This window comes from Enterobacter cloacae complex sp. GF14B, from assembly GCF_004136805.1.
GTDB lineage: Bacteria > Pseudomonadota > Gammaproteobacteria > Enterobacterales > Enterobacteriaceae > Enterobacter > Enterobacter hormaechei_C.
Window position 1 is genome coordinate 24518 of record NZ_QFRV01000035.1, and the last position, 21689, is coordinate 46206.

Below are 21689 nucleotides of genomic sequence, written 5' to 3' on the forward strand. Positions count from 1 at the left end.
GCGGCGTTGCCTTACCCGACCAGGAAGACTAAATAATGCGTTGCTGCTCGCGAGCCATCCGCTTTTTCCGCGCATCGCACGGTTCCGGACAATCGCACACTTTTTCCATTCCGATGGAAGAGATGCCTCCGCAACTGCCCTGAATGCTTTTACGCTTGATGATCCAGCCTAAGGACATGCCGAAGATCACCAGCACAAACACCGCAAAGGTCGCCAGAAAGGTCAGCATAATCAGCCTCCGAAATCATCGAGCATGATGTTCTCATCTTCCACGCCAAGATCTTTTAGCATCTTAATCACGGCCGCGTTCATCATTGGTGGACCACACATATAGAACTCGCAGTCTTCCGGTGCCGGGTGCTGTTTGAGGTAATTTTCATACAGCACGTTGTGGATGAAGCCCGTATAGCCTGTCCAGTTATCTTCCGGCTGCGGATCGGATAACGCCACATGGAAGGTAAAGTTAGGGTTATCACGTGCCAGTTGTTCAAACTCATCGTCATAGAACATTTCGCGCAGTGAACGCGCTCCGTACCAGAAGCTGATCTTGCGCTTGCTGCCAAGTCGTTTGAGCTGGTCAAAGATATGCGAACGCATCGGCGCCATACCCGCTCCGCCGCCGATAAAGACCATCTCCGCGTCAGTATCTTTGGCAAAGAATTCGCCGAACGGGCCGGAAATCGTCACTTTGTCGCCAGGCTTGAGGGACCAGATATAGGATGACATGACGCCAGGGGGGGCATCAGGCACATTCGGTGGCGGCGTGGCGATACGCACGTTGAGCATAATAATGCCCTTCTCTTCCGGGTAGTTAGCCATGGAATAGGCGCGGAGCGCGGGCTCTTTTACCTCGGAAACAAAGCGGAAGAGGTTAAATTTATCCCAGTCGGCCCGGTACTCTTCGGGCACGTCGAAGTCAGCATACGCGACGGTGTGTGCCGGACATTCAATCTGGATATACCCACCCGCACGGAACGGGACGCTCTCCCCTTCAGGGACACGCAGCTTGAGCTCTTTAATGAACGTGGCTTTGTTATCGTTAGAGATAACTTCGCACTCCCATTTTTTCACGCCGAAGATCTCCTCCGGCAGCTCAATCTTCATGTTCTGGCGCACAGCGACCTGACACGCCAGACGGCATCCCTCTTTCGCTTCACGCTTCGTAATATGCGACAGTTCCGTTGGCAGAATATCACCGCCGCCCTCTTTCACCGTCACACGGCACTGGCCACAGGAGCCACCGCCGCCACAGGCAGACGAGACAAAAATCCCGTTGCCGGAGAGCGTGTTAAGCAGCTTATCCCCTGCCGGGGTACGGATCTGATTCTGCGGATCGTCATTGATATCAATGATCACATCCCCGGAATTGACCAGCTTCGCACGCGCCGCCAGGATCAGCCCTGACAGCACCAGTACTATCAGCGTGAACATCACCACGCCAAGAATAATTTCCATTTGTTAGCCCTTATAGCTGCACACCGGAGAAGGACATAAAGCCCAACGCCATCAGGCCGGTGGTGATAAAGGTGATCCCTAAGCCACGAAGCCCCGCAGGTACGTTGGCATATTTCATTTTTTCACGGATCCCCGCCATGGTAACAATCGCCAGCATCCAGCCGATACCGGAACCGAAGCCATACACAACCGATTCACTGAAGTTGTAATCACGCTGAACCATAAAGGAAACACCGCCAAAAATGGCGCAGTTCACGGCGATCAGCGGCAGGAAGATCCCCAGCGCGTTGTACAGCGACGGGAAGTATTTATCGAGGATCATCTCCAGGATCTGAACAAGCGCCGCAATCACTCCGATAAAGGTGATGAAGTTCAGGAAGCTAAGATCAACCCCCTCCACCAGCGCGCCATCGCGCAGCACGAAGTTGAATACCAGGTTGTTAATCGGAACGGAAAGCCCCAGCACAACGGTAACTGCCACGCCCAGACCAAATGCCGTCGATACCTTTTTAGAAACGGCAAGGAACGTACACATGCCCAGGAAGAAAGCGAGCGCCATGTTTTCAACAAACACCGCGCGCACAAATAAACTCAGGTAATGAGCCATTGTCGGTTACTCCTTTTCCTGCTGTTCAGGCTTCAACGTACGAATCAGCCAGATCAGCAAACCGATAATGAAAAATGCGCTTGGGGCCAGCAGGAACAGGCCGTTCGGCAGATACCAGCCGCCGTTCTGTACCGTATCCAGCACCGGAATGCCAAACAGCTTGCCGCTGCCAATAAGTTCGCGCAGGAAACCAACCGTCAACAGGATTACGCCGTAACCCAGGCCGTTGCCGATACCGTCCATAAAGCTCGCCAGCGGCGGCATTTTCATCGCATAGGCTTCAGCACGCCCCATCACGATACAGTTGGTGATAATCAGGCCGACAAACACCGAAAGCTGCTTCGAGGTTTCATAGGCGAAGGCGCGCAGGAGCTGATCGACCACGATCACCAGCGAGGCGATGATCGCCATCTGCACGATGATCCTTACGCTGTTGGGTATGTGGTGGCGGATCATTGAGATAAACATGCTGGAAAAAGCTGTCACCAGCGTTACCGCCAGCGTCATGACCACCGCCGTTTCCAGCTTGGTGGTGACCGCCAGCGCCGAGCACACCCCCAGCACCTGAAGCGTTATCGGGTTATTGGCTAACAGCGGGCCAATCAGCACCTTTTTAACTTCTTTCAGTTCACCCGTATCAGCCATTATTCAGCGCTCCTTCACGTACATTCTTCAGGAAGGGACCAAAGCCCAGTTCACCCATCCAGAAATCAAAGCTGTGCTGCACACCGTTTGAGGTGAGCGTGGCGCCGGAAAGGCCATCAACGGCAAATTCATCGCCGGGACGCGCGCCCCCTTTTACCACCTTCAGCGCAGGCTGGCCGTTGTCGTCGAGCACTTTTTTACCAACAAACTGTGCCCGCCAGTTAGGGTTCTCAACTTCGCCCCCCAGCCCCGGCGTTTCGCCCTGATCGTAATAAGTAATGCCTTTAACCGTACGGCCGTCGGTATCCAGCGCCACAAAGGCGTACATCATTGACCATAAACCGTTGCCATAGATGGGCAACACGATTTTCTGAATGCGTTTTTGCTCGTCACGGACGAGGTAAATCTCCGCGACATTGCTGCGGCGCTTAATGCCTGCCGGATCCTGCGAGGCGTCAAGCGTGGTGCTCATTTGCGGATCTTTTAGCGCCAGCGCCTGGTTGTATTTCGCCGGGTCTTTATCCATTAACTCCCCGGTTTTTAAATCCACCAGCCGTGCGGTAATACGTTCGGCAAACACCGCTGCGACGTCATCCTTCGTCATGCCTTCCTGCATCAGCCCGGCAACGGCCAGGATGTTACGCTGTTTATCCAGCGCACGTTGCTCCTGCTGTAGCGGTTTCAACCCTACGGCAGAACCGGCCACGACAATGGAACAAACCAGACACAGTACCAGCACCACCAGCAGCGTTTTGCTGATGCTGTCGTTATTTTTGATCTCAGCCACGCGCCTTCCTCCGCTTAATGTTGGCGCGCACGACCAGGTAGTCGAACAGCGGCGCAAACAGATTGGCAAACAGAATGGCCAACATCATCCCTTCCGGATAAGCCGGGTTGACCACGCGAATCAGTACACACATCACCCCAATGAGCGCGCCGTAACACCATTTACCTCTGTCGGTAAACGAAGCCGAGACCGGATCGGTGGCCATGAACATCATGCCAAACGCAAAGCCTCCCAGCACAAGGTGCCAGTACCACGGCATGGAGAACATCGGGTTTGTGTCTGAACCAATGAAGTTGAAAAGCGTGGCGGTGAGTACCATCCCGAGCATGACGCCAGCGACAATGCGCCAGGACGCCACGCGGCCAAAGAGGATGATGGCTCCGCCGATCAAAATCATCAGGGTAGACACTTCACCGATGGAGCCTGGGATATTGCCGATAAACGCATCAAACCAGGTGACAGGCTGTCCGGTTGCATTATTGACCAGCGTTTCGCCGCCGCCTGCCGCCCACTGTGAAAGTGGCGTCGCGCCGGAGAATCCGTCTGCTGCCGTCCACACCAGGTCGCCCGAGATTTGCGCCGGATAAGCAAAGAACAGGAACGCGCGTCCTGCCAGCGCCGGGTTGAGGAAGTTGCGTCCGGTCCCGCCGAAGATCTCCTTGGCAATCACCACGCCAAAGCTGATCCCCATCGCCGCCTGCCAGAGCGGCAGCGTTGGCGGAACAATCAGCGCAAACAGAATAGAGGTAACAAAGAAGCCCTCGTTGATCTCATGTTTGCGAATAATGGCGAACAGCACCTCCCAGAAACCGCCCACGATAAAGACAGTCATATAGATGGGGAGGAAGAAGACAGCGCCCAGCGTCATCATGCTGATCCAGCCGGCATCTGCCGCAAAGCTCACCCCCAGCGACTGTGCCAGACGATAGTGCCAGTCAGACTGAATCACCTGCGCCAGCTGCTCTGCATCATACATATGGTGCAGCGCCGGAATAGTTTGCAACCCAACGTTATACATCCCCCAGAACATGGCCGGGAAGACCGCAAACCAGACCAGAATCATCATTCGCTTGAGGTCGATGGCGTCGCGAACGTGCGCCGCGCCTTTCGTTACCAGACCCGGCGTGTAGAAAATGGTCGTTGTCGCTTCATACAGCGGGTAGTACTTTTTGAGCTTCCCTTCGGTAAAGTGCGGCTCAATTTTTTCAAAGAGGTGTTTTAAGCCCATGTTTATCCTTCCTGCTCAATGCGGGTTAACACCTCGCGCAATACGGGTCCATATTCGTATTTACCTGGACACACATAGGTACACAGCGCCAGATCTTCTTCGTCCAGCTCCAGACAGCCCAGCGCCTGGGCACCGTCGGTATCACCGGCCAGGAGATCCCGCAGCAGCACGGTGGGCAGAATATCCAGCGGCATCACGCGTTCGTAGTTGCCAATCGGAACCATGGCGCGCTCACCGCCGTTGGTGCTGGTGGAGAAGTTAAACAGCTTATGACGCAGGAAGTGGCCGAGCGTGGTGCGGGTTACCGAGTATTTTTCTGCGCCAGGCAGTACCCAGCCGAACAGCTCTTTATCGCGTCCTTCAAGCACCACACTCACCTGAAGATGGAAACGACCCAGCCAGGCCATCGGGCCTGTCGCGTGCCTGCCGCTCAGCACCGAACCGGAAATAATACGGTTTTCACCCTCTTTCGTTTCGCCAGCCAACAGCGCCGTCAGGTCAGCCCCAAGCAGCGTGCGAACCAGACGCGGTTGGGTTGCCTGAGGGCCGCCGATGGCAATAATGCGTTCTGCGCACAGCTCACCCGTGGTGAACAGCTTACCGATAGCGATCACGTCCTGATAATTAAGATGCCAGACCTGTTTCGTCAGGCTTACCGGCTCCAGGAAATGAATATGCGTTCCCACCAGTCCCGCCGGATGCGGGCCGGCAAATTCATTAAAGGCCACCTGCCCTTGCGGATGACCGCCCAGCTTACCGCCGCTGGCCTGGCAGACATGCACTTTGCCCGGCGTCAGGCGTGTTAACACGGTGAGGCCGGCATCGAAAGCTTTTCGTTCCGCCAGGATAAGAGGCTGCGGATCTGCGCTGAGCGGGTTGGTGTCGATGGCCGTAACGAAGATAGCGGCCGGCACAGTGCCTGGCACGGGCGTTTTGCTATAGGGCCGCGTGCGAAGCGCCGTCCACAGTCCCGACTCCAGCAGTTGCGTCTGCACCACGTCGTGGCTGAGGGTGGCGAGATCGGCGGCGTCAAAACGCGCAAATTCGCGTTTCTCATCACCTTCAATTTGAATAACAACCGATTGCAGGACGCGACGCTCACCACGATGGATGGCAACAACGGTGCCGCTGGCTGGGGCTGTAAACATAACGCCAGGATTTTTTTTATCCTCGAAGAGTGCCTGGCCTTTTATTACGCGATCGCCTTCCTGTACCAGCATCGCAGGACGCATGCCCACGTAATCATCACCTACAATGGCGACATGATGAATACTGGCGCCGGTGGTAACGTGCTGTTCAGGCACGCCAGAGATTGGCAGATCGAGTCCTTTTCTGATTCTAAACATGTGGTTAGCAGGTATCCATGAACAACAATCCAGAGAGGCCGGAGTGTACCATTTTCGGCCCTGCCAGGGGCAGCAAATCCGCCGTCTGGCGCGCCGAAATGCGAGCTATTGCGCAAAGTTCCTGGAGTCAGGACAATGTGAATGGGTTATAAAGTAAAACTAATTTGTAAACGCAAAGGTTGGCTCTTGCGAAAATCTCCATCGGTGCTAATGTGAGCGCTCCTGTCCAGATTAGTCTGATTTCGGGTGTCTTTTGCCGTTCTGGCAAGTTGGTCATTGTTTTATCAAGGAACCAGTAGTATGCGTAAAATCGCATTGTTCATTGCGATGCTTCTGATACCGTGCATGTCGTTTGCCGGGCTGCTTGGCAGTAATAGTTCAACGACGCCGATCAGTAAAGAGTATAAACAGCAGTTGATGGGATCCCCGGTTTATATTCAAATCTTCAAGGAAGAGCGCACACTCGATCTGTTTGTCAAAATGGGCGAGACGTATCAGCTGCTCGATAGCTACAAAATCTGTAACTATTCTGGCGGGCTGGGGCCGAAACAGCGGCAGGGTGACTTCAAAAGTCCGGAAGGGTTTTACAACGTTCAGCGTAACCAGCTAAAACCGGACAGCCGCTTCTATAAAGCGATTAACATCGGTTTCCCCAATGCCTTCGACCGTGCGCACGGTTACGAAGGGAAATACCTGATGATCCACGGCGCCTGCGTGTCTGTCGGCTGTTATGCGATGACGGATTCCGGCATTGATGAAATCTTCCAGTTTGTCACGGGCGCACTGGTCTTCGGTCAGCCGAATGTTCAGGTCAGCATCTATCCGTTCCGTATGACGGATGCGAACATGGCACGCCATAAGTACTCTGTTTACACAGATTTCTGGAAACAGCTAAAACCGGGCTATGACTACTTCGAGCAGACCCATAAGCCGCCGGTGGTGTCCATCGTCAATGGCCGTTACGTGGTGAGTAAACCGCTCAGCCATGAAGTGGTTCAGCCGCAGCTGGCGTCAAATTACGCGGTCCCCGAGACAAAATAGCGCCCACTCGCCTGGCATGATCTTTTGCCAGGTTTCGTTGCCCGTCAGTGGCTGCGTTGCAATGACAGTGACCACATCGTTCGGTGTGGTCTCCTTCTGAAAATCAATTTCCACATCCTGATCGAGCAGCGTGGCGACGCCAAACGGCGCACGTCGGGTGATCCAGAACAGATTTGTCGAGCAGAACGCCATCACGTAGCGCCCGTCAGACAGCAGCATATTAAAGACGCCTTTCGCGCGTAACTCAGACGCCAGTGACGCTATGTACTTAAAAACGGCGGTCATGTTGCCGGGCGTACGGGGATAGCGCTCGGTCAGCTTGTGCAGCAGCCAGCAAAATGCTTTTTCGCTGTCCGTTTCACCGACAGGACGAAAATTGCCGGTTTCCAGTGATTTATAGCCCGAGAGCTGCCCGTTGTGCGCATAGGTCCAGTTACGGCCCCACAGTTCACGGGTAAACGGATGGGTATTTTCCAGCGCCACTTCGCCGCGATTGGCCTGGCGGATATGGGCGATCACCGAACAGGATTTAATAGGATAGTCCTGCACCAGTCTGGCAATGGGTGAGTTAAAGCTGGGCTGTGGATCTTTAAACGTGCGGCATCCTTTGCCTTCGTAGAAGGTAATGCCCCAGCCGTCTTTATGCGGCCCGGTTCCTCCACCGCGCTGAACCAGCCCGGTAAAACTAAAGCAGATATCGGTTGGCACATTGGCGCTCATCCCGAGCAGTTCGCACATAGATCACCTCCACAACAGCGGGGGGCACCGGCGCCCCCCAGCGAAGTCTTACTTAACCATCTCTTTTTCGATCAATTGGATCAGGATGTGGATCACTTTGATGTGAATTTCCTGAACGCGATCGGCATAACCGAAGTGTGGAACGCGGATTTCAATGTCCGCTGTACCGTCCATCTTACCGCCATCTTTCCCGGTCAGGGTGATCACTTTCATGCCCTTCTCACGCGCGGCGGCGATCGCTTTGATCACGTTAGCGGAGTTACCGGACGTGGAGATACCGAGAAGCACATCGCCTTCACGGCCTACGGCTTCAACGTAGCGGGAAAAGATGTGGTCGTAACCAAAGTCGTTGCCTACACAGGAGATGTGGCTCACGTCGGAAATCGCAATCGCCGGGTAGCCCGGACGGTTTTCGCGATAGCGTCCGGTCAGCTCCTCGGCGAAGTGCATGGCGTCACAGTGGGAACCGCCGTTACCGCAGGAGAGCACTTTACCGCCGGCTTTGAAGCTGTCGGCAAGCAGGACCGCCGCGCGCTGAATAGCGTGAATATTGGCATCATCTTTCAGAAAGTTCGCCAGCGTTTCCGCCGCTTCGTTCAGTTCGTTACGAATAAGATCCTGGTACATGAGGATAATCCTTCAGTATTGATGAAATAACACAGTGGAGTGTACCGGATAGCAGTAAAAGCGAGAAGCTAAAGCCATGCGAATCGTCCGGCGTTTTGATTTTTTGTGCCGGCTAAAACGCGAACAATGTGAACCAGGTTGTAATTATTTTGTAAACACATTGCTAAAGGAAATGACATCAACTACAACCATATCATCACAAGTGGTCAGACCTCCTACAAGCAAGGGAGCTTTTCTTTATGATGATTTTGAGCATTCTCGCAACCGTTGTACTGCTCGGTGTGTTGTTCTATCACCGTGTCAGTTTATTCCTGAGTAGCCTGATTCTTCTGGCCTGGACGGCTGCACTTGGCGTCGCTGGCCTGTGGAATATCTGGGTTCTTGTTCCCCTGGCCATCATTTTACTGCCGTTTAACCTGACGCCGATGCGTAAGTCGATGATCTCTGTGCCGGTGTTCAGGGGATTCCGTAAAGTGATGCCGCCGATGTCGCGTACAGAGAAAGAAGCGATTGACGCCGGTACGACCTGGTGGGAAGGCGATCTGTTCCAGGGCAACCCGGACTGGAAAAAGCTTCACAACTATCCACAGCCGCGTCTGACCGCCGAAGAACAGGCCTTTATTGATGGTCCGGTAGAAGAAGCGTGCCGCATGGCAAACGACTTTGCCATCACTCACGAAATGGCCGACCTGCCGCCTGAGCTGTGGGCATACCTGAAAGAGCATCGCTTCTTCGCGATGATCATTAAGAAAGAGTATGGCGGTCTGGAATTCTCCGCTTACGCTCAGGCTCGCGTGCTGCAAAAACTGGCGGGTGTCTCCGGGATCCTGGCGATTACCGTTGGCGTGCCAAACTCCTTAGGCCCGGGCGAGCTGTTACAGCATTACGGTACAGAAGAGCAGAAAGATCACTACCTGCCGCGTCTGGCGCGTGGCCAGGAAATTCCGTGCTTCGCGCTGACCAGCCCGGAGGCGGGCTCTGATGCCGGCGCGATCCCCGATACCGGCGTGGTTTGCATGGGCGAGTGGCAGGGCCAGCAGGTGCTGGGCATGCGCCTGACCTGGAACAAACGTTATATCACCCTCGCGCCTATCGCCACGGTGCTGGGCCTGGCGTTCAAACTCTCTGACCCGGAAAAACTGCTGGGCGGTGAAGAAGATCTGGGCATTACCTGTGCGCTGATCCCAACCTCGACCCCAGGTGTTGAGATTGGTCGCCGTCACTTCCCGCTGAACGTACCGTTCCAGAACGGTCCTACCCGCGGTCAGGATATCTTTGTCCCGATTGATTACATCATCGGTGGCCCGAAAATGGCCGGTCAGGGCTGGCGTATGCTGGTAGAATGTCTGTCTGTGGGCCGCGGCATTACCCTGCCGTCGAACTCAACCGGCGGTCTGAAATCGGTGGCGATGGGGATTGGGGCTTACGCGCATATCCGCCGTCAGTTCAAAATCTCCATCGGCAAGATGGAAGGTATCGAAGAGCCGCTGGCGCGTATTGCGGGCAATGCCTACGTGATGGACGCCGCAGCCTCGCTGATTACCTACGGAATTATGCTGGGCGAAAAACCCGCCGTGCTGTCGGCAATTGTGAAATACCACTGTACCCACCGTGCACAGCAGTCAATTATTGATGCAATGGATATCGCAGGCGGTAAAGGGATCATGCTCGGTGAAGGCAACTTCCTGGCACGCAGCTATCAGGGTGCGCCGATTGCCATCACCGTGGAAGGGGCAAACATCCTGACCCGTAGCATGATGATCTTCGGCCAGGGTGCGATTCGTTGCCATCCGTACGTGCTGGAAGAGATGGCTGCCGCGCAGAATAATGATGTGGATGCCTTCGACAAGCTGCTGTTCAAACATATCGGTCACGTCGGCAGCAACAAGGTGCGCAGCTTCTGGCTGGGCCTGACGCGCGGGCTGACCAGCGCGACGCCAACCGGTGATGCGACCAAACGTTACTACCAGCACCTTAACCGTCTGAGCGCCAACCTGGCTCTGCTGTCTGACGTTTCCATGGCGGTGCTGGGCGGTAGCCTGAAGCGTCGCGAGCGCATCTCCGCCCGTCTGGGTGATGTGCTGAGCCAGATCTTCCTGGCCTCTGCGGTGCTGAAACGCTACGACGATGAAGGCCGTCAGGAAGCGGATCTGCCGCTGGTGCACTGGGGCGTGCAGGATGCGATGTATCAGGCCGAACAGGCAATTGACGATCTGCTGGCGAACTTCCCGAACCGCTTCGTGGCAGGTGCCCTGCGCGTCGTGATCTTCCCGACCGGTCGTCATCACCTGGCGCCGTCCGACAAGCTGGATCACAAGGTAGCGAAGATCCTCCAGGTACCGAGCGCAACCCGCTCTCGTATTGGTCGGGGTCAATATCTGGCACCTACCCCGCATAACCCGGTAGGTTTGCTGGAAGAGGCGCTGCTTGACGTGATGGCCGCCGACCCGATTCACCAGAAGATCTGCAAACAGCTGGGCAAAAATCTGCCGTTTACACGACTGGATGAGCTGGCAAAACAGGCGCTGGCGGGTGGCATCATCGACAACAGCGAAGCTGCGATTCTGGTGAAAGCCGAAGAGAGCCGTCTGCGCAGTATTAACGTGGATGATTTCGAACCAGAAGAGCTGGCGACACAGCCGGTAAAGCTGCCGGAGAAGCACCGCAAACCTGAAGCCGCATAAGACGTTCAGCGTCCATCAACCCCGCTCCGTGCGGGGTTTTTTAATGCCACATTTTCTCGTAATGACGTGCTACAGTGTCAAAAAGCGATCTTTTAAGGAGTCGGTATCGTGCCTGGTTTGAAGATTTCTGTTTTGCAGCAGCCTTTAGTTTGGATGGACGGTCCAGCCAACCTTCGCCATTTCGATCGCCAGCTCGAAGAGATTAGCGGTCGCGATGTGATTGTCCTGCCGGAGATGTTCACCACGGGTTTTGCGATGGAGGCTGCAAAACAGTCGATGCCGCAGGACGAGGTTGTGGCCTGGATGCACGCCAAAGCGCAGGAGACAAACGCGCTGATTGCCGGTAGCGTCGCCCTCCAGACCGAACGCGGGCCGGTTAACCGCTTCCTGCTGGTCGAGCCAGAGGGAAAGGTGCATTTCTACGATAAGCGCCACCTGTTCCGCATGGCGGATGAACATCAACATTATGAAGCCGGAAGCGAACGCGTGGTATTTGAATGGCGCGGCTGGCGTATTTTGCCGCTGGTCTGCTATGACCTGCGCTTCCCGGTGTGGTCGCGCAACCGCAACGATTATGACCTGGCGCTGTATGTTGCCAACTGGCCTGCGCCACGTTCACTTCACTGGCAGGCGTTATTAACGGCGCGGGCAATTGAAAACCAGGCTTATATTGTGGGATGTAACCGCGTAGGAACGGACGGCAACGGGCATCACTATCGCGGTGACAGCCGGGTGATCAGTCCGCAGGGTGAGATTATTGCCACCGCCGAGCCGCATCAGGCAACACGAATTGATGCTGAGATCTCGTTAACGGCGTTAAAGGAGTATCGGGAGAAGTTTCCGGCCTGGCAGGATGCAGATCAGTTTACGATCGGATAAACGCAACCCGCGATGTTACCTGGCTTATCGCCTTGCGTAACATCAGGGAAAAGCAGAAATGAAAAAGGCCCACGTTATAAATAACGTGGGCCCGAATAGTGGCGGAACGGACGGGACTCGAACCCGCGACCCCCTGCGTGACAGGCAGGTATTCTAACCGACTGAACTACCGCTCCACTGTTCCCGAGTGGGGAACGAGGCGAATATTACGGTTTGACTCTGAACTCGTCAACGCTTTTTCTTAACTTTTGAATCGTTTGCTGCAAAAATCACCCAAACGATGAATTAACAAACGTTTCGGCACCTTTTCAGGCGCGCCACAGACAGCTCCCGCCCTTCTTCTGCACCAAATCAAGACGAGACTCGTGATTCATCAACTCTTCATCACTGGCTAAAACGACCCGTAAGCGATTCGCCTGACGCACAATGCGCTGAATTCCCCCTTCATCTCGCGTCTGCTGGGATTCATTTTCCATACTGAATTTCATCGACGTTTGCCCGCCGGTCATGGTCAGGTAGACATCGGCCAGGATCTGGGCATCGAGCAACGCGCCGTGCAGCGTTCGCTTGGTGTTGTCTATCTCATAGCGAGAGCACAGGGCATCAAGGCTGTTACGCTTGCCGGGGAACATCTTCCTTGCCAGCGCCAGGCTATCCGTGACTTTACAGAACGTATTCGTCTTCGGAATATCACGGTTGAGCTTGCTGAACTCATAGTCCATAAAGCCGATATCGAACGACGCGTTATGAATGACAAGTTCCGCACCTCTGATGTAGTCGAGAAATTCATCTGCGACGTCGGCAAAGGTGGGCTTATCCAGCAAAAACTCATCGGCAATTCCGTGAACGCCGAACGCTTCCGGGTCCACCAGCCGATCGGGTTTGAGGTAAACGTGGAAGTTGTTGCCCGTAAGGCGACGGTTCACCACTTCAACGGCACCAATCTCAATGATTTTATGCCCTTCGTAGTGGGCGCCAATCTGGTTCATACCGGTGGTTTCGGTATCGAGAACAATCTGGCGAGTAATTGCAGTGCTCATAGCGGTCATTTATGTCAGACTTATCGTTTTACTGAACGTTTCAAATACAGGAAGTCTACCAGAGATGCGTAAACAGGTAGAAATTTTCACCGATGGATCTTGTCTCGGTAACCCAGGGCCCGGCGGCTATGGTGCCATTATGCGCTATCGCCAGCATGAAAAAACCTTTAGTGAAGGCTATTTCCTGACCACCAACAACCGCATGGAGTTGATGGCGGCCATCGTGGCGCTGGAAGCGTTAAAAGAACATTGCGACGTGGTGCTGAGTACCGACAGCCAGTATGTCCGCCAGGGCATTACCCAATGGATCCACAACTGGAAAAAACGCGGCTGGAAAACGGCAGAGAAAAAACCGGTCAAGAATGTCGATCTCTGGAAGCGTCTTGATGCCGCCCTCGGACAGCACGAAATCAAATGGGAGTGGGTAAAGGGGCACGCCGGTCATCCTGAAAACGAACGCTGTGACGAGCTGGCTCGCGCGGCGGCATCCAACCCAACCCGTGAGGATGCAGGTTATCAACCTGAATCCTGATCACGGTTTTTTGTATTGCCGCGTGGCCCCCACGGTCTGGCGGATCCGCGTTTTTGATTTGCTTTGCTTCATTGGGTTTAGCGTAAGGGGGATCGTCCTCTTACGCGCGACAATAAATTGCATGCAGCCCAGCGCGGGTAAATGGGTGCTTAATAAAACCCCGCCTTTACGCGTCCAGGGGATGACCTGAAAACCCCCATAGCTCAGCACTTCGAAATTTAACAGTGAAAGCCAGTCCAGCTGGCGCATCATGGTAAACATCCTGCTGTTATAGGGCGGCGTGCGGCGCAGAACGGGCGTCAGTTTACGTAGCCCCATCAGACTCAGCGGATTAAAACCGCTCAGGATCAGCCAGCCGTCATCAATCAAAACGCGGTCGGCTTCCCGCAGCAGACGATGGGGATCGCTGCACCAGGGCAGCGTATGGGCGAGCAGACAGGCATCAATGGATTTTTCCGCAAACGGCAAATGCAGCGGATCCGCTTTCACCTGAACCGGGGAGCCATTAAGCGATACGCCAACCTGATGCGAGATAGCGCAGCTTTCGGTATTGATTTCTGCGCTCAGATTGCCAATCTTAAGCAGGTGAAAACCATACATTTTCGCGAGCCAGGGTTTAAGCTGAAGTTCTAAGGCCTCGCGATAATATTCACCCCAGGGCAACTCTGCCCAACGTTCCGGTGGTGCGACAGTCTGAGGTATCCTTGCCGGTTTCATCAAAACACCCGCCACGCTATAAGAGGTAATGCATGAATCTTATCAGTATTTCCGCCTTTCAGGACAATTACATCTGGGTTTTAGTCGACGACGATCGCAGATGCATCATTGTTGATCCAGGCGAATCCGCACCGATCCTGCACGCGATAAAAGAAAACGGCTGGCAGCCTGAAGCGATCCTACTTACCCATCACCATCACGATCATGTCGGCGGTGTTCCCGATCTCCTTGCGCGCTATCCTCATCTTCCCGTCTACGGACCGGCAGAGACACAGGATAAGGGTACGACGCAAGTTGTCGAAGAAGGCGAAAGTATCCTCATCCTCGGGTGGGAGTTTTCCGTATTTGCTACGCCAGGTCACACTTCCGGTCATCTCTGTTTCTACAGCAAACCTTATCTGTTTTGTGGCGACACGCTGTTTTCTGGCGGCTGTGGAAGGCTGTTTGAAGGCACGCCAGAACAGATGTATCAATCTTTACAAAAAATTAATGCGCTTCCAGCCGACACCGTAATTTGTTGCGCACATGAGTATACATTAGGGAATATGAAGTTTGCTGCAAGCATGCTGCCTGAGGATCGGGCGATTCAGGATTATTACCTGAAAGTGAAGGAGTTACGTGCAAAAAACCAAAAAACACTCCCCGTAATTCTGAAAAATGAACGACAAATTAATTTATTTTTAAGAACTGATGATGTTGATTTAATTAATAAAATTAATCAAGAAACAAATTTGTTACAACCTGAAGCGCGATTTGCATGGTTAAGGTCAAAGAAAGATAACTTCAGATAATTGCGGGTTGCCTTTTCAAAATTTCGCCGTTATCATCGCTCGTCTTTTAAGCAACTATTGACACACACATGAAGGCAAAAGCGATATTACTCGCCTCTGTCCTGCTTGTAGGTTGCCAGTCACAAAACGGCAGCAACGTACAACAGCACGCACAGAGCCTTTCTGCGGCTGGTCAAGGGGAAGCAGGGAAGTTTACGAGTCAGGCGCGATGGTTGGACGATGGGACATCCTTCGCGCAGGAACAAGACTTGTGGGCCTCTATTGGCGACGAGCTAAAGATGGGAATTCCGGAAAACAGCCGGATTCGCGAACAGAAACAGAAGTATTTGAGAAATAAGAGCTATCTCCACGATGTAACATTACGGGCAGAGCCGTATATGTACTGGATAGCCGGGCAAGTTAAGAAACGTAACATGCCTATGGAACTGGTACTACTACCCATAGTGGAGAGCGCTTTTGACCCGCACGCGACGTCTGGCGCCAATGCAGCAGGCATCTGGCAGATCATTCCGAGCACAGGGCGAAATTATGGTTTAAAGCAGACCCGCAACTACGATGCGCGTCGTGATGTTGTCGCTTCAACGACAGCCGCTCTCGACATGATGCAACGTCTGAACAAGATGTTTGACGGCGACTGGTTATTGACTGTCGCGGCGTATAACAGTGGTGAAGGTCGTGTACTGAAGGCAATGAAAGCGAATAAAGCGCGTGGAAAATCCACAGACTTCTGGTCGCTCTCACTGCCACAGGAAACAAAGATTTACGTACCGAAAATGCTGGCACTGAGTGACATTCTCAAGAACAGCAAACGTTACGGTGTACAACTGCCAACACCAGACGAAAGTCGTGCACTGGCGCGTGTCCGCCTCAGCAGCCCGGTTGATATTCAACAGGTTGCCGATATGACGGGTATGTCGGTAAGTAAGCTTAAAACCTTTAATGCAGGTGTTAAAGGCTCCACGCTGGGTGCTAGTGGCCCACGCTATGTGATGGTTCCGCAGAAACATGCGGAACAGTTACGAGAGTCTTTAGCTTCGGGTGAAATCGCAGCCGTTCAGTCCACGCTGATCGCTGATACGTCGCCTGTAAGCAGCCGCAGCTATAAGGTGCGTTCAGGTGATACGCTTTCAGGTATTGCATCACGTCTTGGCGTGAATGCGAAAGATCTCCAGCAGTGGAATAATCTGCGCGGATCTGGTCTGAAAGTGGGTCAAACGCTGAACGTAGGTGCAGGTAGCAGCGCACAGCGTCTCGCTAAAAACAGCGATAGCATTACCTATCGCGTACGTAAAGGCGACTCGCTGTCCAGTATTGCTAAGCGTCACGGCGTAAACATCAAAGATGTGATGCGCTGGAACAACGATACTGACAACCTGCAACCTGGCGACCAGCTGACGTTGTTTGTGAAAAACAGCGCTACGCCAGATTCCTGATAGTACGTTCGCTTGTTAAAAAGGCACCGATTCCCCTCGGTGCCTTTTTTGTTTATCCTGCTTTTTGCGCTTCAGCCATAATGGTGTCGCTAGTAAACGAACCATCGTCATGCAGCTCAAAGTACGCCTTCACATCAGCAGAGGCGCTCTCCTGGTACAATCGGATCGCCTGAGTTAATGCCTCGGGGGTGCGCATCCGCGCAATCCATGACGCAAACTCCAGCGGCAAACGGTCGGTTATCAATGAGCGTGAAATCAAGCCGGCTTCGGTGATAAACGTAAGCCACTCTCCACTGGAGTAGTTTTGCACGTGCGAGGTATCACGCAGCGCTTCAACCGTCTGGAGCCAGATATTTCGTACCGGATGTCCGGGAGACATCACGTCCATGATGATGAAGATTCCGCCCGGTTTGAGTACGCGTTTCACTTCCCGTAATGCCTGCCCCACATCATGCCAGTGGTGTGCAGAGTAACGGCTAATCACAACCTCAAACGATGCATCCTCAAAGGGTAATGATTCAGCGTAGCCCTGGCGCGTCGTGACGTTATTCAGTCCTTTCGCTTTCGCCGCTTCAGCGACCACATCGAGCATCTGGCTCGATAAGTCATACGCCGTCACCTGAGCAACCTGCTCTGCGGCGGTAAAACTGGCATGCCCTGCCCCGCAGCCTAAGTCCAGCACGTGCGCGTCAGGAAACGCGGCGAGCCGCTCGCCGAGACGCACCAGGTCGCGGCCAGAGGCGTGCACGGCGCTGCTCAGGTAGGCACTTGCCTGCGAACCAAACTGTTTTTCGACGTTGTCATGATGGGAGTGTGTTGTTGTCATGTTGCTGTCCTTTTATGGGTTAAAAAATAAAGGGCAGCACCCGCACAGGCCTGCCCCACGGCAGACCTGACGCACCATTATTTATCAGGTTTGCCGGGACTGAATTCAACTAGTAGAGGATTATGATCGGAGGCGCGCGTCACCAGAACGGAGGCGTCGTGCACGCTTAAACCCCGATAGAAGACAAAATCGAGAGGACGACCAAACGCTTTCTTGCGCTGGTCATCGTTAAAACGAACTTCACGCAGCGACATTTCACGCGCGAAGCGGTACAACGCGTTCATACGCGGACGGCTCCAGGCATTGAAGTCCCCTGCCATAATGATCGGCCCACTGTGATGAGCAATCTGATCGCCAATGGGAAGTAACTGCTTACTGTACACATCAACACCGAGGCTGAAGTTCACCGCATGAATGTTTACCACCATCAGCAGACGGGTGTCGGGCAACGGATAGACTGTGACCAGCGCCGATTTTGCCAGACGCAGGATCGGCTCACGTTCACGCAGCGGGCAGCAATAGACCGGATGTGCGGCTGAAAGGGTCATCACCCCAGAAGGATGCTGTGGCAGAACAAAGGCAGGCACCTGATCGGCTGCAAGATAGTTTGTCGTTGCAAACCTGACCAGCTCAGGCGTGGTTTGCGCCTCCTGTAACAGAACCAGATGCGCATCTTTACCAAAATTTTGAAGTACGGATAACCACTCCGCACGCTGTTGTTTAAAGATGTTCCACACCAGTACGCGAATTTTTTCGTCACTGCTTAATGGCGTACCCGCTGGTAATGCCTGACCCAGGCTCGCAAACGACCCCGGAGGCAAGATCCTCTCCGCGGGCATTCCGGCAACATAACGCATGGCATAGGTATTTTTTCGCACTTTTGGAAACGGCCTCTGTAACATGAACCAGCCCGGAAAACGGACTGGTTCTAATGTTATAGGGATTTTAGGTCACACTTTCAACGCAATTACTGAGAAACCGCTTTCCAGTTTTGTAAGCAAGCACTTACTGATACTTACCCAAGCGCGACACGAGCGGGTTTATCAAGCCGTCCACTCAGACCAATAAGGAGGAAAGCGACAAGCACAATTACCGCACCAATCCATGGCGTTTGGGTTAATCCAACGTGTTCAACCGTCTGCCCGCCGATAACCGATCCGAGTGCGATGCCGATATTGAATGCGGCGATATTCAGGCCGGATGCGACATCCACCGCATTGGGCGTATAGCGTTCGGCTTTCTGTACAACATAGACCTGCAATCCCGGTACGTTACCAAACGCGAATATTCCCATAACCAACACGGTTACCAGCGCGGCGTATTGTATCGACGCGGTGAACTGGAAAATCATCAGCAGGACAACCAGCGCGGCGAAAATGAATTTTAGCGCCGGTACCGCACCATGCTTATCTGCAAGCTTGCCGCCCCAGATATTGCCGATTGCGACGGAGATACCGTAGCCCAGTAAAATCCAGCTCACTGCGCCCGGAGAAAAACCAGCCAGCTCCTGCATCATCGGTGCAAGGAAGGTGAACGCAGTGAACACACCTCCATAACCCAGAGCCGTAACGGCATAGATCAGCAGCAGGCGCGGGTGTGTGAGAACCTTAACCTGATCGCTCAGGCTGGCGCTCGCGCGCCCCGGAATACTGGAGGGTACCAGCAGCAGGCTGGCTACCAGAGCAATCACGCCCAACAGCGATACCGCGAGGAAGGTTTCTCGCCAGCCAAAATGTTGCCCAATAAACGTTCCTAACGGCACGCCGGTGACCAGCGCAACGGTTAAGCCGCCAAACAAAATCGCAATGGCTGACGCCGCTTTCTCTTTTGGCACCAGGCTGGTTGCAATCGTGGAACCGATGGAGAAAAAGACACCGTGCGCGAGGCCAGTCAGCAAACGGGCAATGACCAGCGTGGTGTAGTCCGGAGCCTGCCACGCCAGAATATTGCCGGCGGTGAAGAGCACCATCAGGGCAACTAACAGTTTTTTACGCGCAAAGCGCCCAGTCAATGCGGTCAGCACAGGCGCCCCAACAGCGACGCCTAACGCGTAAATAGATACCAGCAGCCCGGCAGAAGGCAGCGAAATGGCGAGTTGTTCAGCAATGGTGGGAACAAGTCCTACAATAACAAATTCGGTCGTGCCAATTGCGAAGGCACTGATCGTCAGGGCAAGAAGCGCCAGTGGCATAAATACTCCGTCTCTTCAGGATTATGATGACAGGCAGTATGCGCCAGTGTTTAAATAACAAAAATGGTTAGAATCTCAATAGAATTTTGCGGATGATGCAATAATGAAAGCCACATCGGAAGAACTGACTATCTTCGTTGCCGTTGTTGAAAGCGGCAGCTTCAGCCGTGCGGCCGAACAGCTCGGGCAGGCGAACTCCGCCATCAGCCGCTCGGTGAAAAAGCTGGAGATGAAGCTCGGAGTGAGTCTGCTTAATAGGACAACGCGGCAGCTCAGCCTGACGGAAGAAGGTGAACGTTATTTTCGACGCGTGCAGTCCGTTTTGCAGGAGATGGCGGCGGCAGAAACGGAAATAATGGAATCGCGCAGCACCCCGCGCGGATTGCTGCGCATTGATGCGGCGACGCCGGTTGTGCTTCATTTTCTGATGCCGTTAATCAAGCCATTCCGGGAGCGTTATCCGGAGATGACTCTGTCCCTGGTCTCCTCCGAGACGTTTATTAACCTGATTGAGCGTAAAGTTGATGTGGCGATCCGCGCGGGAACCCTGACGGATTCAAGTTTACGCGCTCGCCCTCTGTTCACCAGCTATCGCAAAATTATCGCGTCACCGCAATATATTGCAGAGCATGGCAAACCGGAGACCGTTGAGGAGCTGAAGCAGCACCTGTGCCTGGGCTTTACGGAACCTGTCTCGCTGAACACCTGGCCCGTAGCCTGTCATGACGGACAACTTCATGAGATCACCTGCGGACTTTCGTCTAATAGCGGAGAAACGCTGAAACAGCTTTGTCTTGAAGGAAATGGGATCGCCTGTTTATCAGACTATATGATTGATAAGGAAATAGCTGCGGGTCAGCTTGTAGAACTGATGGCTGACAAACGCTTACCTGTAGAGATGCCTTTTAGCGCAGTGTATTACAGTGACAGAGCGGTAAGTACGCGCATACGCGCTTTTATCGACTTCCTTAGCGAACATATAAAAACAGCTCCCGGAGGAGCTGTGTGAGGGTTTAAAGGTACAGAGGGAGGGTTTTTATTAATCCCAGTCTGGTGCTAACCCTTCCGGGCTGACAAGACGATCGTTGCATTCCAGTGCAGCGATCGCGTTTTTATCTTCATCATCAAGCTGGAGATCCCGCGCTAACAGGTTACTTGCCAGGTTTTCACGTTTGGTTGAAGACGGGATCACGGCATAGCCCTCACCCATCGCCCATGCCAGGATCACCTGTGCGGCTGTCGCATTGTGTTTCTCAGCGATGCGCGCAATCACTTCATCTTTCAGCGCCTTACCATATGCCAGCGTCATGTACGAGGTGATGTGAATACTATGCTGTTTCGCCCAGTCCACGACTTTGCGGTTTTGCAGGTAAGGAGAGAGTTCAATTTGGTTGGTAGCAATATTCTCTTTACCCACTGCGGCGATGGCCCTTTCCATCAACGGGATGGTGAAGTTAGAGATGCCAATTTCACGCGTTAAGCCTTGCTCTTTTGCTTCCAGCAGCGCCTGCATAAACTCTTCCACAGAGACGGCATCATCAGGAGATGGCCAGTGGATCAGCGTCAGATCAACATAGTCAGTACGCAGCTTTTTCAGACTTTCCTTCAGGCTTGGGATCAGCTTGTGTTTGCTGAGATTCTCAATCCAGATTTTAGTGGTGACGAAAAGTTCGTCGCGCGGTACGCCACTCTCTTCGATGGCCTGGCCTACGGCAGCTTCGTTATCATAAATCTGCGCCGTATCAATAGCACGATAGCCCAACTCGAGTGCGGTTTTAACAGATGCAATAACAACATCGTCTTTCAGGCGAAAAGTGCCCAGACCCAGTGCAGGGATAGTCATATGATTCCTCAATCGTTATGTTCGTAAACTGAGGAAGATTATCGCTGTAGTTGTTATGACGAAAAAGATCGTAAAACGCAGAGGATTTTTGCTAATTTCGCAACAATCAAATGACAGATAAGAAAAAAGCCCTGAGCGTTAGCTCAGGGCTTTTAATAAGTGGCGGAACGGACGGGACTCGAACCCGCGACCCCCTGCGTGACAGGCAGGTATTCTAACCGACTGAACTACCGCTCCACCGAATACTTCTGTAACCACCGGATTAATGCACCGGCTTAC

General features: G+C 53.5%; 22 protein-coding genes and 2 tRNA genes. 7 read left to right on the forward strand and 17 right to left on the reverse strand.

Features of this window, described 5'->3' with window-relative positions; all coding sequences use genetic code 11:
- Positions 1-28: 28 nt before the first annotated feature.
- The 7 genes from nqrM to DD606_RS13195 are packed head-to-tail and all read right to left on the reverse strand — an operon-like array spanning position 29 to position 6068.
- Positions 29-229 (reverse strand): (Na+)-NQR maturation NqrM, encoded by a 201-nt coding sequence (nqrM, locus tag DD606_RS13165; protein ID WP_003863212.1) that lies wholly within the window; start codon positions 227-229, stop codon positions 29-31.
- A 2-nt stretch (positions 230-231) separates the two neighbouring features.
- Positions 232-1455, reverse strand: a complete 1224-nt coding sequence (gene nqrF, locus DD606_RS13170) for an NADH:ubiquinone reductase (Na(+)-transporting) subunit F (RefSeq protein WP_023315477.1) — start codon at positions 1453-1455, stop codon at positions 232-234.
- Positions 1456-1465: 10 nt separating this feature from the next.
- Positions 1466-2062, reverse strand: coding sequence for an NADH:ubiquinone reductase (Na(+)-transporting) subunit E (gene nqrE, locus DD606_RS13175; protein WP_003863217.1), 597 nt, complete (start codon positions 2060-2062; stop codon positions 1466-1468).
- Positions 2063-2068: 6 nt separating this feature from the next.
- Positions 2069-2707 carry an NADH:ubiquinone reductase (Na(+)-transporting) subunit D gene (locus DD606_RS13180; protein WP_003863219.1) on the reverse strand — a complete coding sequence of 213 codons (639 nt, stop codon included), beginning with the start codon at positions 2705-2707 and terminating at the stop codon, positions 2069-2071.
- On the reverse strand, positions 2700-3494 hold the full coding sequence (locus tag DD606_RS13185; RefSeq protein ID WP_003863221.1) for a Na(+)-translocating NADH-quinone reductase subunit C: 795 nt from the start codon (positions 3492-3494) through the stop codon (positions 2700-2702). Before DD606_RS13185 ends, DD606_RS13180 begins: the two co-directional genes overlap by 8 nt.
- On the reverse strand, positions 3487-4722 hold the full coding sequence (locus DD606_RS13190; RefSeq protein WP_022647143.1) for an NADH:ubiquinone reductase (Na(+)-transporting) subunit B: 1236 nt from the start codon (positions 4720-4722) through the stop codon (positions 3487-3489). Before DD606_RS13190 ends, DD606_RS13185 begins: the two co-directional genes overlap by 8 nt.
- Before the next feature lie 2 nt (positions 4723-4724).
- The gene (locus DD606_RS13195) at positions 4725-6068 is read right to left on the reverse strand and encodes a Na(+)-translocating NADH-quinone reductase subunit A (RefSeq protein ID WP_023315474.1); all 1344 of its coding nucleotides are present in this window, start codon (positions 6066-6068) and stop codon (positions 4725-4727) included.
- Positions 6069-6368: 300 nt separating this feature from the next.
- On the opposite strand from DD606_RS13195, the gene dpaA reads away from it, so the two are divergent.
- Positions 6369-7109, forward strand: a complete 741-nt coding sequence (dpaA, locus tag DD606_RS13200) for a peptidoglycan meso-diaminopimelic acid protein amidase (protein ID WP_023315473.1) — start codon at positions 6369-6371, stop codon at positions 7107-7109.
- Here dpaA and DD606_RS13205 read toward each other — a convergent pair.
- Positions 7080-7847: a class II glutamine amidotransferase gene (locus tag DD606_RS13205; protein WP_003863229.1), complete on the reverse strand. Its 768-nt coding sequence runs from the start codon at positions 7845-7847 to the stop codon at positions 7080-7082. The genes dpaA and DD606_RS13205 overlap by 30 nt on opposite strands.
- Before the next feature lie 48 nt (positions 7848-7895).
- Positions 7896-8474, reverse strand: coding sequence for a D-sedoheptulose 7-phosphate isomerase (gene lpcA, locus DD606_RS13210; RefSeq protein ID WP_003863232.1), 579 nt, complete (start codon positions 8472-8474; stop codon positions 7896-7898).
- A gap of 239 nt (positions 8475-8713) precedes the next feature.
- Between lpcA and fadE the strand changes: the two genes are divergently transcribed.
- Entirely contained in the window at positions 8714-11158 is a 2445-nt protein-coding gene (fadE, locus tag DD606_RS13215) for an acyl-CoA dehydrogenase FadE (RefSeq protein WP_023315472.1), read from the forward strand.
- A gap of 108 nt (positions 11159-11266) precedes the next feature.
- Positions 11267-12037, forward strand: a complete 771-nt coding sequence (locus tag DD606_RS13220) for an amidohydrolase (RefSeq protein ID WP_129258751.1) — start codon at positions 11267-11269, stop codon at positions 12035-12037.
- Positions 12038-12136: 99 nt separating this feature from the next.
- Here DD606_RS13220 and DD606_RS13225 read toward each other — a convergent pair.
- Positions 12137-12213 (reverse strand) — tRNA-Asp (locus tag DD606_RS13225).
- 132 nt (positions 12214-12345) lie between these two features.
- Positions 12346-13077 carry a DNA polymerase III subunit epsilon gene (gene dnaQ, locus DD606_RS13230; protein WP_057979995.1) on the reverse strand — a complete coding sequence of 244 codons (732 nt, stop codon included), beginning with the start codon at positions 13075-13077 and terminating at the stop codon, positions 12346-12348.
- Here dnaQ and rnhA point away from each other — a divergent pair.
- Positions 13031-13609: a ribonuclease HI gene (gene rnhA, locus DD606_RS13235; protein WP_162184627.1), complete on the forward strand. Its 579-nt coding sequence runs from the start codon at positions 13031-13033 to the stop codon at positions 13607-13609. The genes dnaQ and rnhA overlap by 47 nt on opposite strands.
- Here rnhA and DD606_RS13240 read toward each other — a convergent pair whose 3' ends face one another.
- Positions 13610-14326, reverse strand: coding sequence for a class I SAM-dependent methyltransferase (locus DD606_RS13240; RefSeq protein WP_129258752.1), 717 nt, complete (start codon positions 14324-14326; stop codon positions 13610-13612).
- Between the two features lie 32 nt (positions 14327-14358).
- On the opposite strand from DD606_RS13240, the gene gloB reads away from it, so the two are divergent.
- Positions 14359-15117 (forward strand): hydroxyacylglutathione hydrolase, encoded by a 759-nt coding sequence (gene gloB / locus DD606_RS13245; protein WP_049126596.1) that lies wholly within the window; start codon positions 14359-14361, stop codon positions 15115-15117.
- Positions 15118-15185: 68 nt separating this feature from the next.
- Positions 15186-16550, forward strand: a complete 1365-nt coding sequence (gene mltD, locus DD606_RS13250) for a murein transglycosylase D (RefSeq protein WP_022650424.1) — start codon at positions 15186-15188, stop codon at positions 16548-16550.
- Between the two features lie 52 nt (positions 16551-16602).
- On the opposite strand, the gene DD606_RS13255 is transcribed toward mltD, so the two are convergent.
- The 3 genes from DD606_RS13255 to DD606_RS13265 all read right to left on the reverse strand — a co-directional run bounded on the left by DD606_RS13255 (position 16603) and on the right by DD606_RS13265 (position 19567).
- The gene (locus DD606_RS13255; protein WP_003863245.1) at positions 16603-17376 is read right to left on the reverse strand and encodes a class I SAM-dependent methyltransferase; all 774 of its coding nucleotides are present in this window, start codon (positions 17374-17376) and stop codon (positions 16603-16605) included.
- Between the two features lie 77 nt (positions 17377-17453).
- Positions 17454-18254: an endonuclease/exonuclease/phosphatase family protein gene (locus DD606_RS13260; RefSeq protein WP_003863247.1), complete on the reverse strand. Its 801-nt coding sequence runs from the start codon at positions 18252-18254 to the stop codon at positions 17454-17456.
- Between the two features lie 137 nt (positions 18255-18391).
- Positions 18392-19567 (reverse strand): MFS transporter, encoded by a 1176-nt coding sequence (locus tag DD606_RS13265; RefSeq protein ID WP_059294541.1) that lies wholly within the window; start codon positions 19565-19567, stop codon positions 18392-18394.
- A gap of 103 nt (positions 19568-19670) precedes the next feature.
- Between DD606_RS13265 and yafC the strand changes: the two genes are divergently transcribed.
- Positions 19671-20576, forward strand: a complete 906-nt coding sequence (gene yafC / locus DD606_RS13270; protein WP_015571393.1) for a DNA-binding transcriptional regulator YafC — start codon at positions 19671-19673, stop codon at positions 20574-20576.
- A 30-nt stretch (positions 20577-20606) separates the two neighbouring features.
- On the opposite strand, the gene dkgB is transcribed toward yafC, so the two are convergent.
- Both dkgB and DD606_RS13280 read right to left on the reverse strand, forming a co-directional pair.
- Entirely contained in the window at positions 20607-21410 is an 804-nt protein-coding gene (dkgB, locus tag DD606_RS13275) for a 2,5-didehydrogluconate reductase DkgB (protein ID WP_045351169.1), read from the reverse strand.
- A 160-nt stretch (positions 21411-21570) separates the two neighbouring features.
- Positions 21571-21647: transfer RNA gene (locus tag DD606_RS13280), tRNA-Asp, on the reverse strand.
- Positions 21648-21689 lie beyond the last annotated feature (42 nt).

Bases quoted from the DNA above. Each gene is read 5' to 3' on its own strand.
- nqrF (WP_023315477.1), bottom strand. From the start codon at position 1,455: ATGGAAATTATTCTTGGCGTGGTGATGTTCACGCTGATAGTACTGGTG.
- lpcA (WP_003863232.1), bottom strand. From the start codon at position 8,474: ATGTACCAGGATCTTATTCGTAACGAACTGAACGAAGCGGCGGAAACG.
- dkgB (WP_045351169.1), bottom strand. From the start codon at position 21,410: ATGACTATCCCTGCACTGGGTCTGGGCACTTTTCGCCTGAAAGACGAT.
- DD606_RS13240 (WP_129258752.1), bottom strand. From the start codon at position 14,326: ATGAAACCGGCAAGGATACCTCAGACTGTCGCACCACCGGAACGTTGG.
- DD606_RS13180 (WP_003863219.1), bottom strand. From the start codon at position 2,707: ATGGCTGATACGGGTGAACTGAAAGAAGTTAAAAAGGTGCTGATTGGC.
- DD606_RS13190 (WP_022647143.1), bottom strand. From the start codon at position 4,722: ATGGGCTTAAAACACCTCTTTGAAAAAATTGAGCCGCACTTTACCGAA.
- DD606_RS13265 (WP_059294541.1), bottom strand. From the start codon at position 19,567: ATGCCACTGGCGCTTCTTGCCCTGACGATCAGTGCCTTCGCAATTGGC.
- DD606_RS13205 (WP_003863229.1), bottom strand. From the start codon at position 7,847: ATGTGCGAACTGCTCGGGATGAGCGCCAATGTGCCAACCGATATCTGC.
- fadE (WP_023315472.1), top strand. From the start codon at position 8,714: ATGATGATTTTGAGCATTCTCGCAACCGTTGTACTGCTCGGTGTGTTG.
- dnaQ (WP_057979995.1), bottom strand. From the start codon at position 13,077: ATGAGCACTGCAATTACTCGCCAGATTGTTCTCGATACCGAAACCACC.
- nqrE (WP_003863217.1), bottom strand. From the start codon at position 2,062: ATGGCTCATTACCTGAGTTTATTTGTGCGCGCGGTGTTTGTTGAAAAC.
- DD606_RS13255 (WP_003863245.1), bottom strand. From the start codon at position 17,376: ATGACAACAACACACTCCCATCATGACAACGTCGAAAAACAGTTTGGT.
- dpaA (WP_023315473.1), top strand. From the start codon at position 6,369: ATGCGTAAAATCGCATTGTTCATTGCGATGCTTCTGATACCGTGCATG.
- nqrM (WP_003863212.1), bottom strand. From the start codon at position 229: ATGCTGACCTTTCTGGCGACCTTTGCGGTGTTTGTGCTGGTGATCTTC.
- yafC (WP_015571393.1), top strand. From the start codon at position 19,671: ATGAAAGCCACATCGGAAGAACTGACTATCTTCGTTGCCGTTGTTGAA.
- gloB (WP_049126596.1), top strand. From the start codon at position 14,359: ATGAATCTTATCAGTATTTCCGCCTTTCAGGACAATTACATCTGGGTT.
- DD606_RS13195 (WP_023315474.1), bottom strand. From the start codon at position 6,068: ATGTTTAGAATCAGAAAAGGACTCGATCTGCCAATCTCTGGCGTGCCT.
- mltD (WP_022650424.1), top strand. From the start codon at position 15,186: ATGAAGGCAAAAGCGATATTACTCGCCTCTGTCCTGCTTGTAGGTTGC.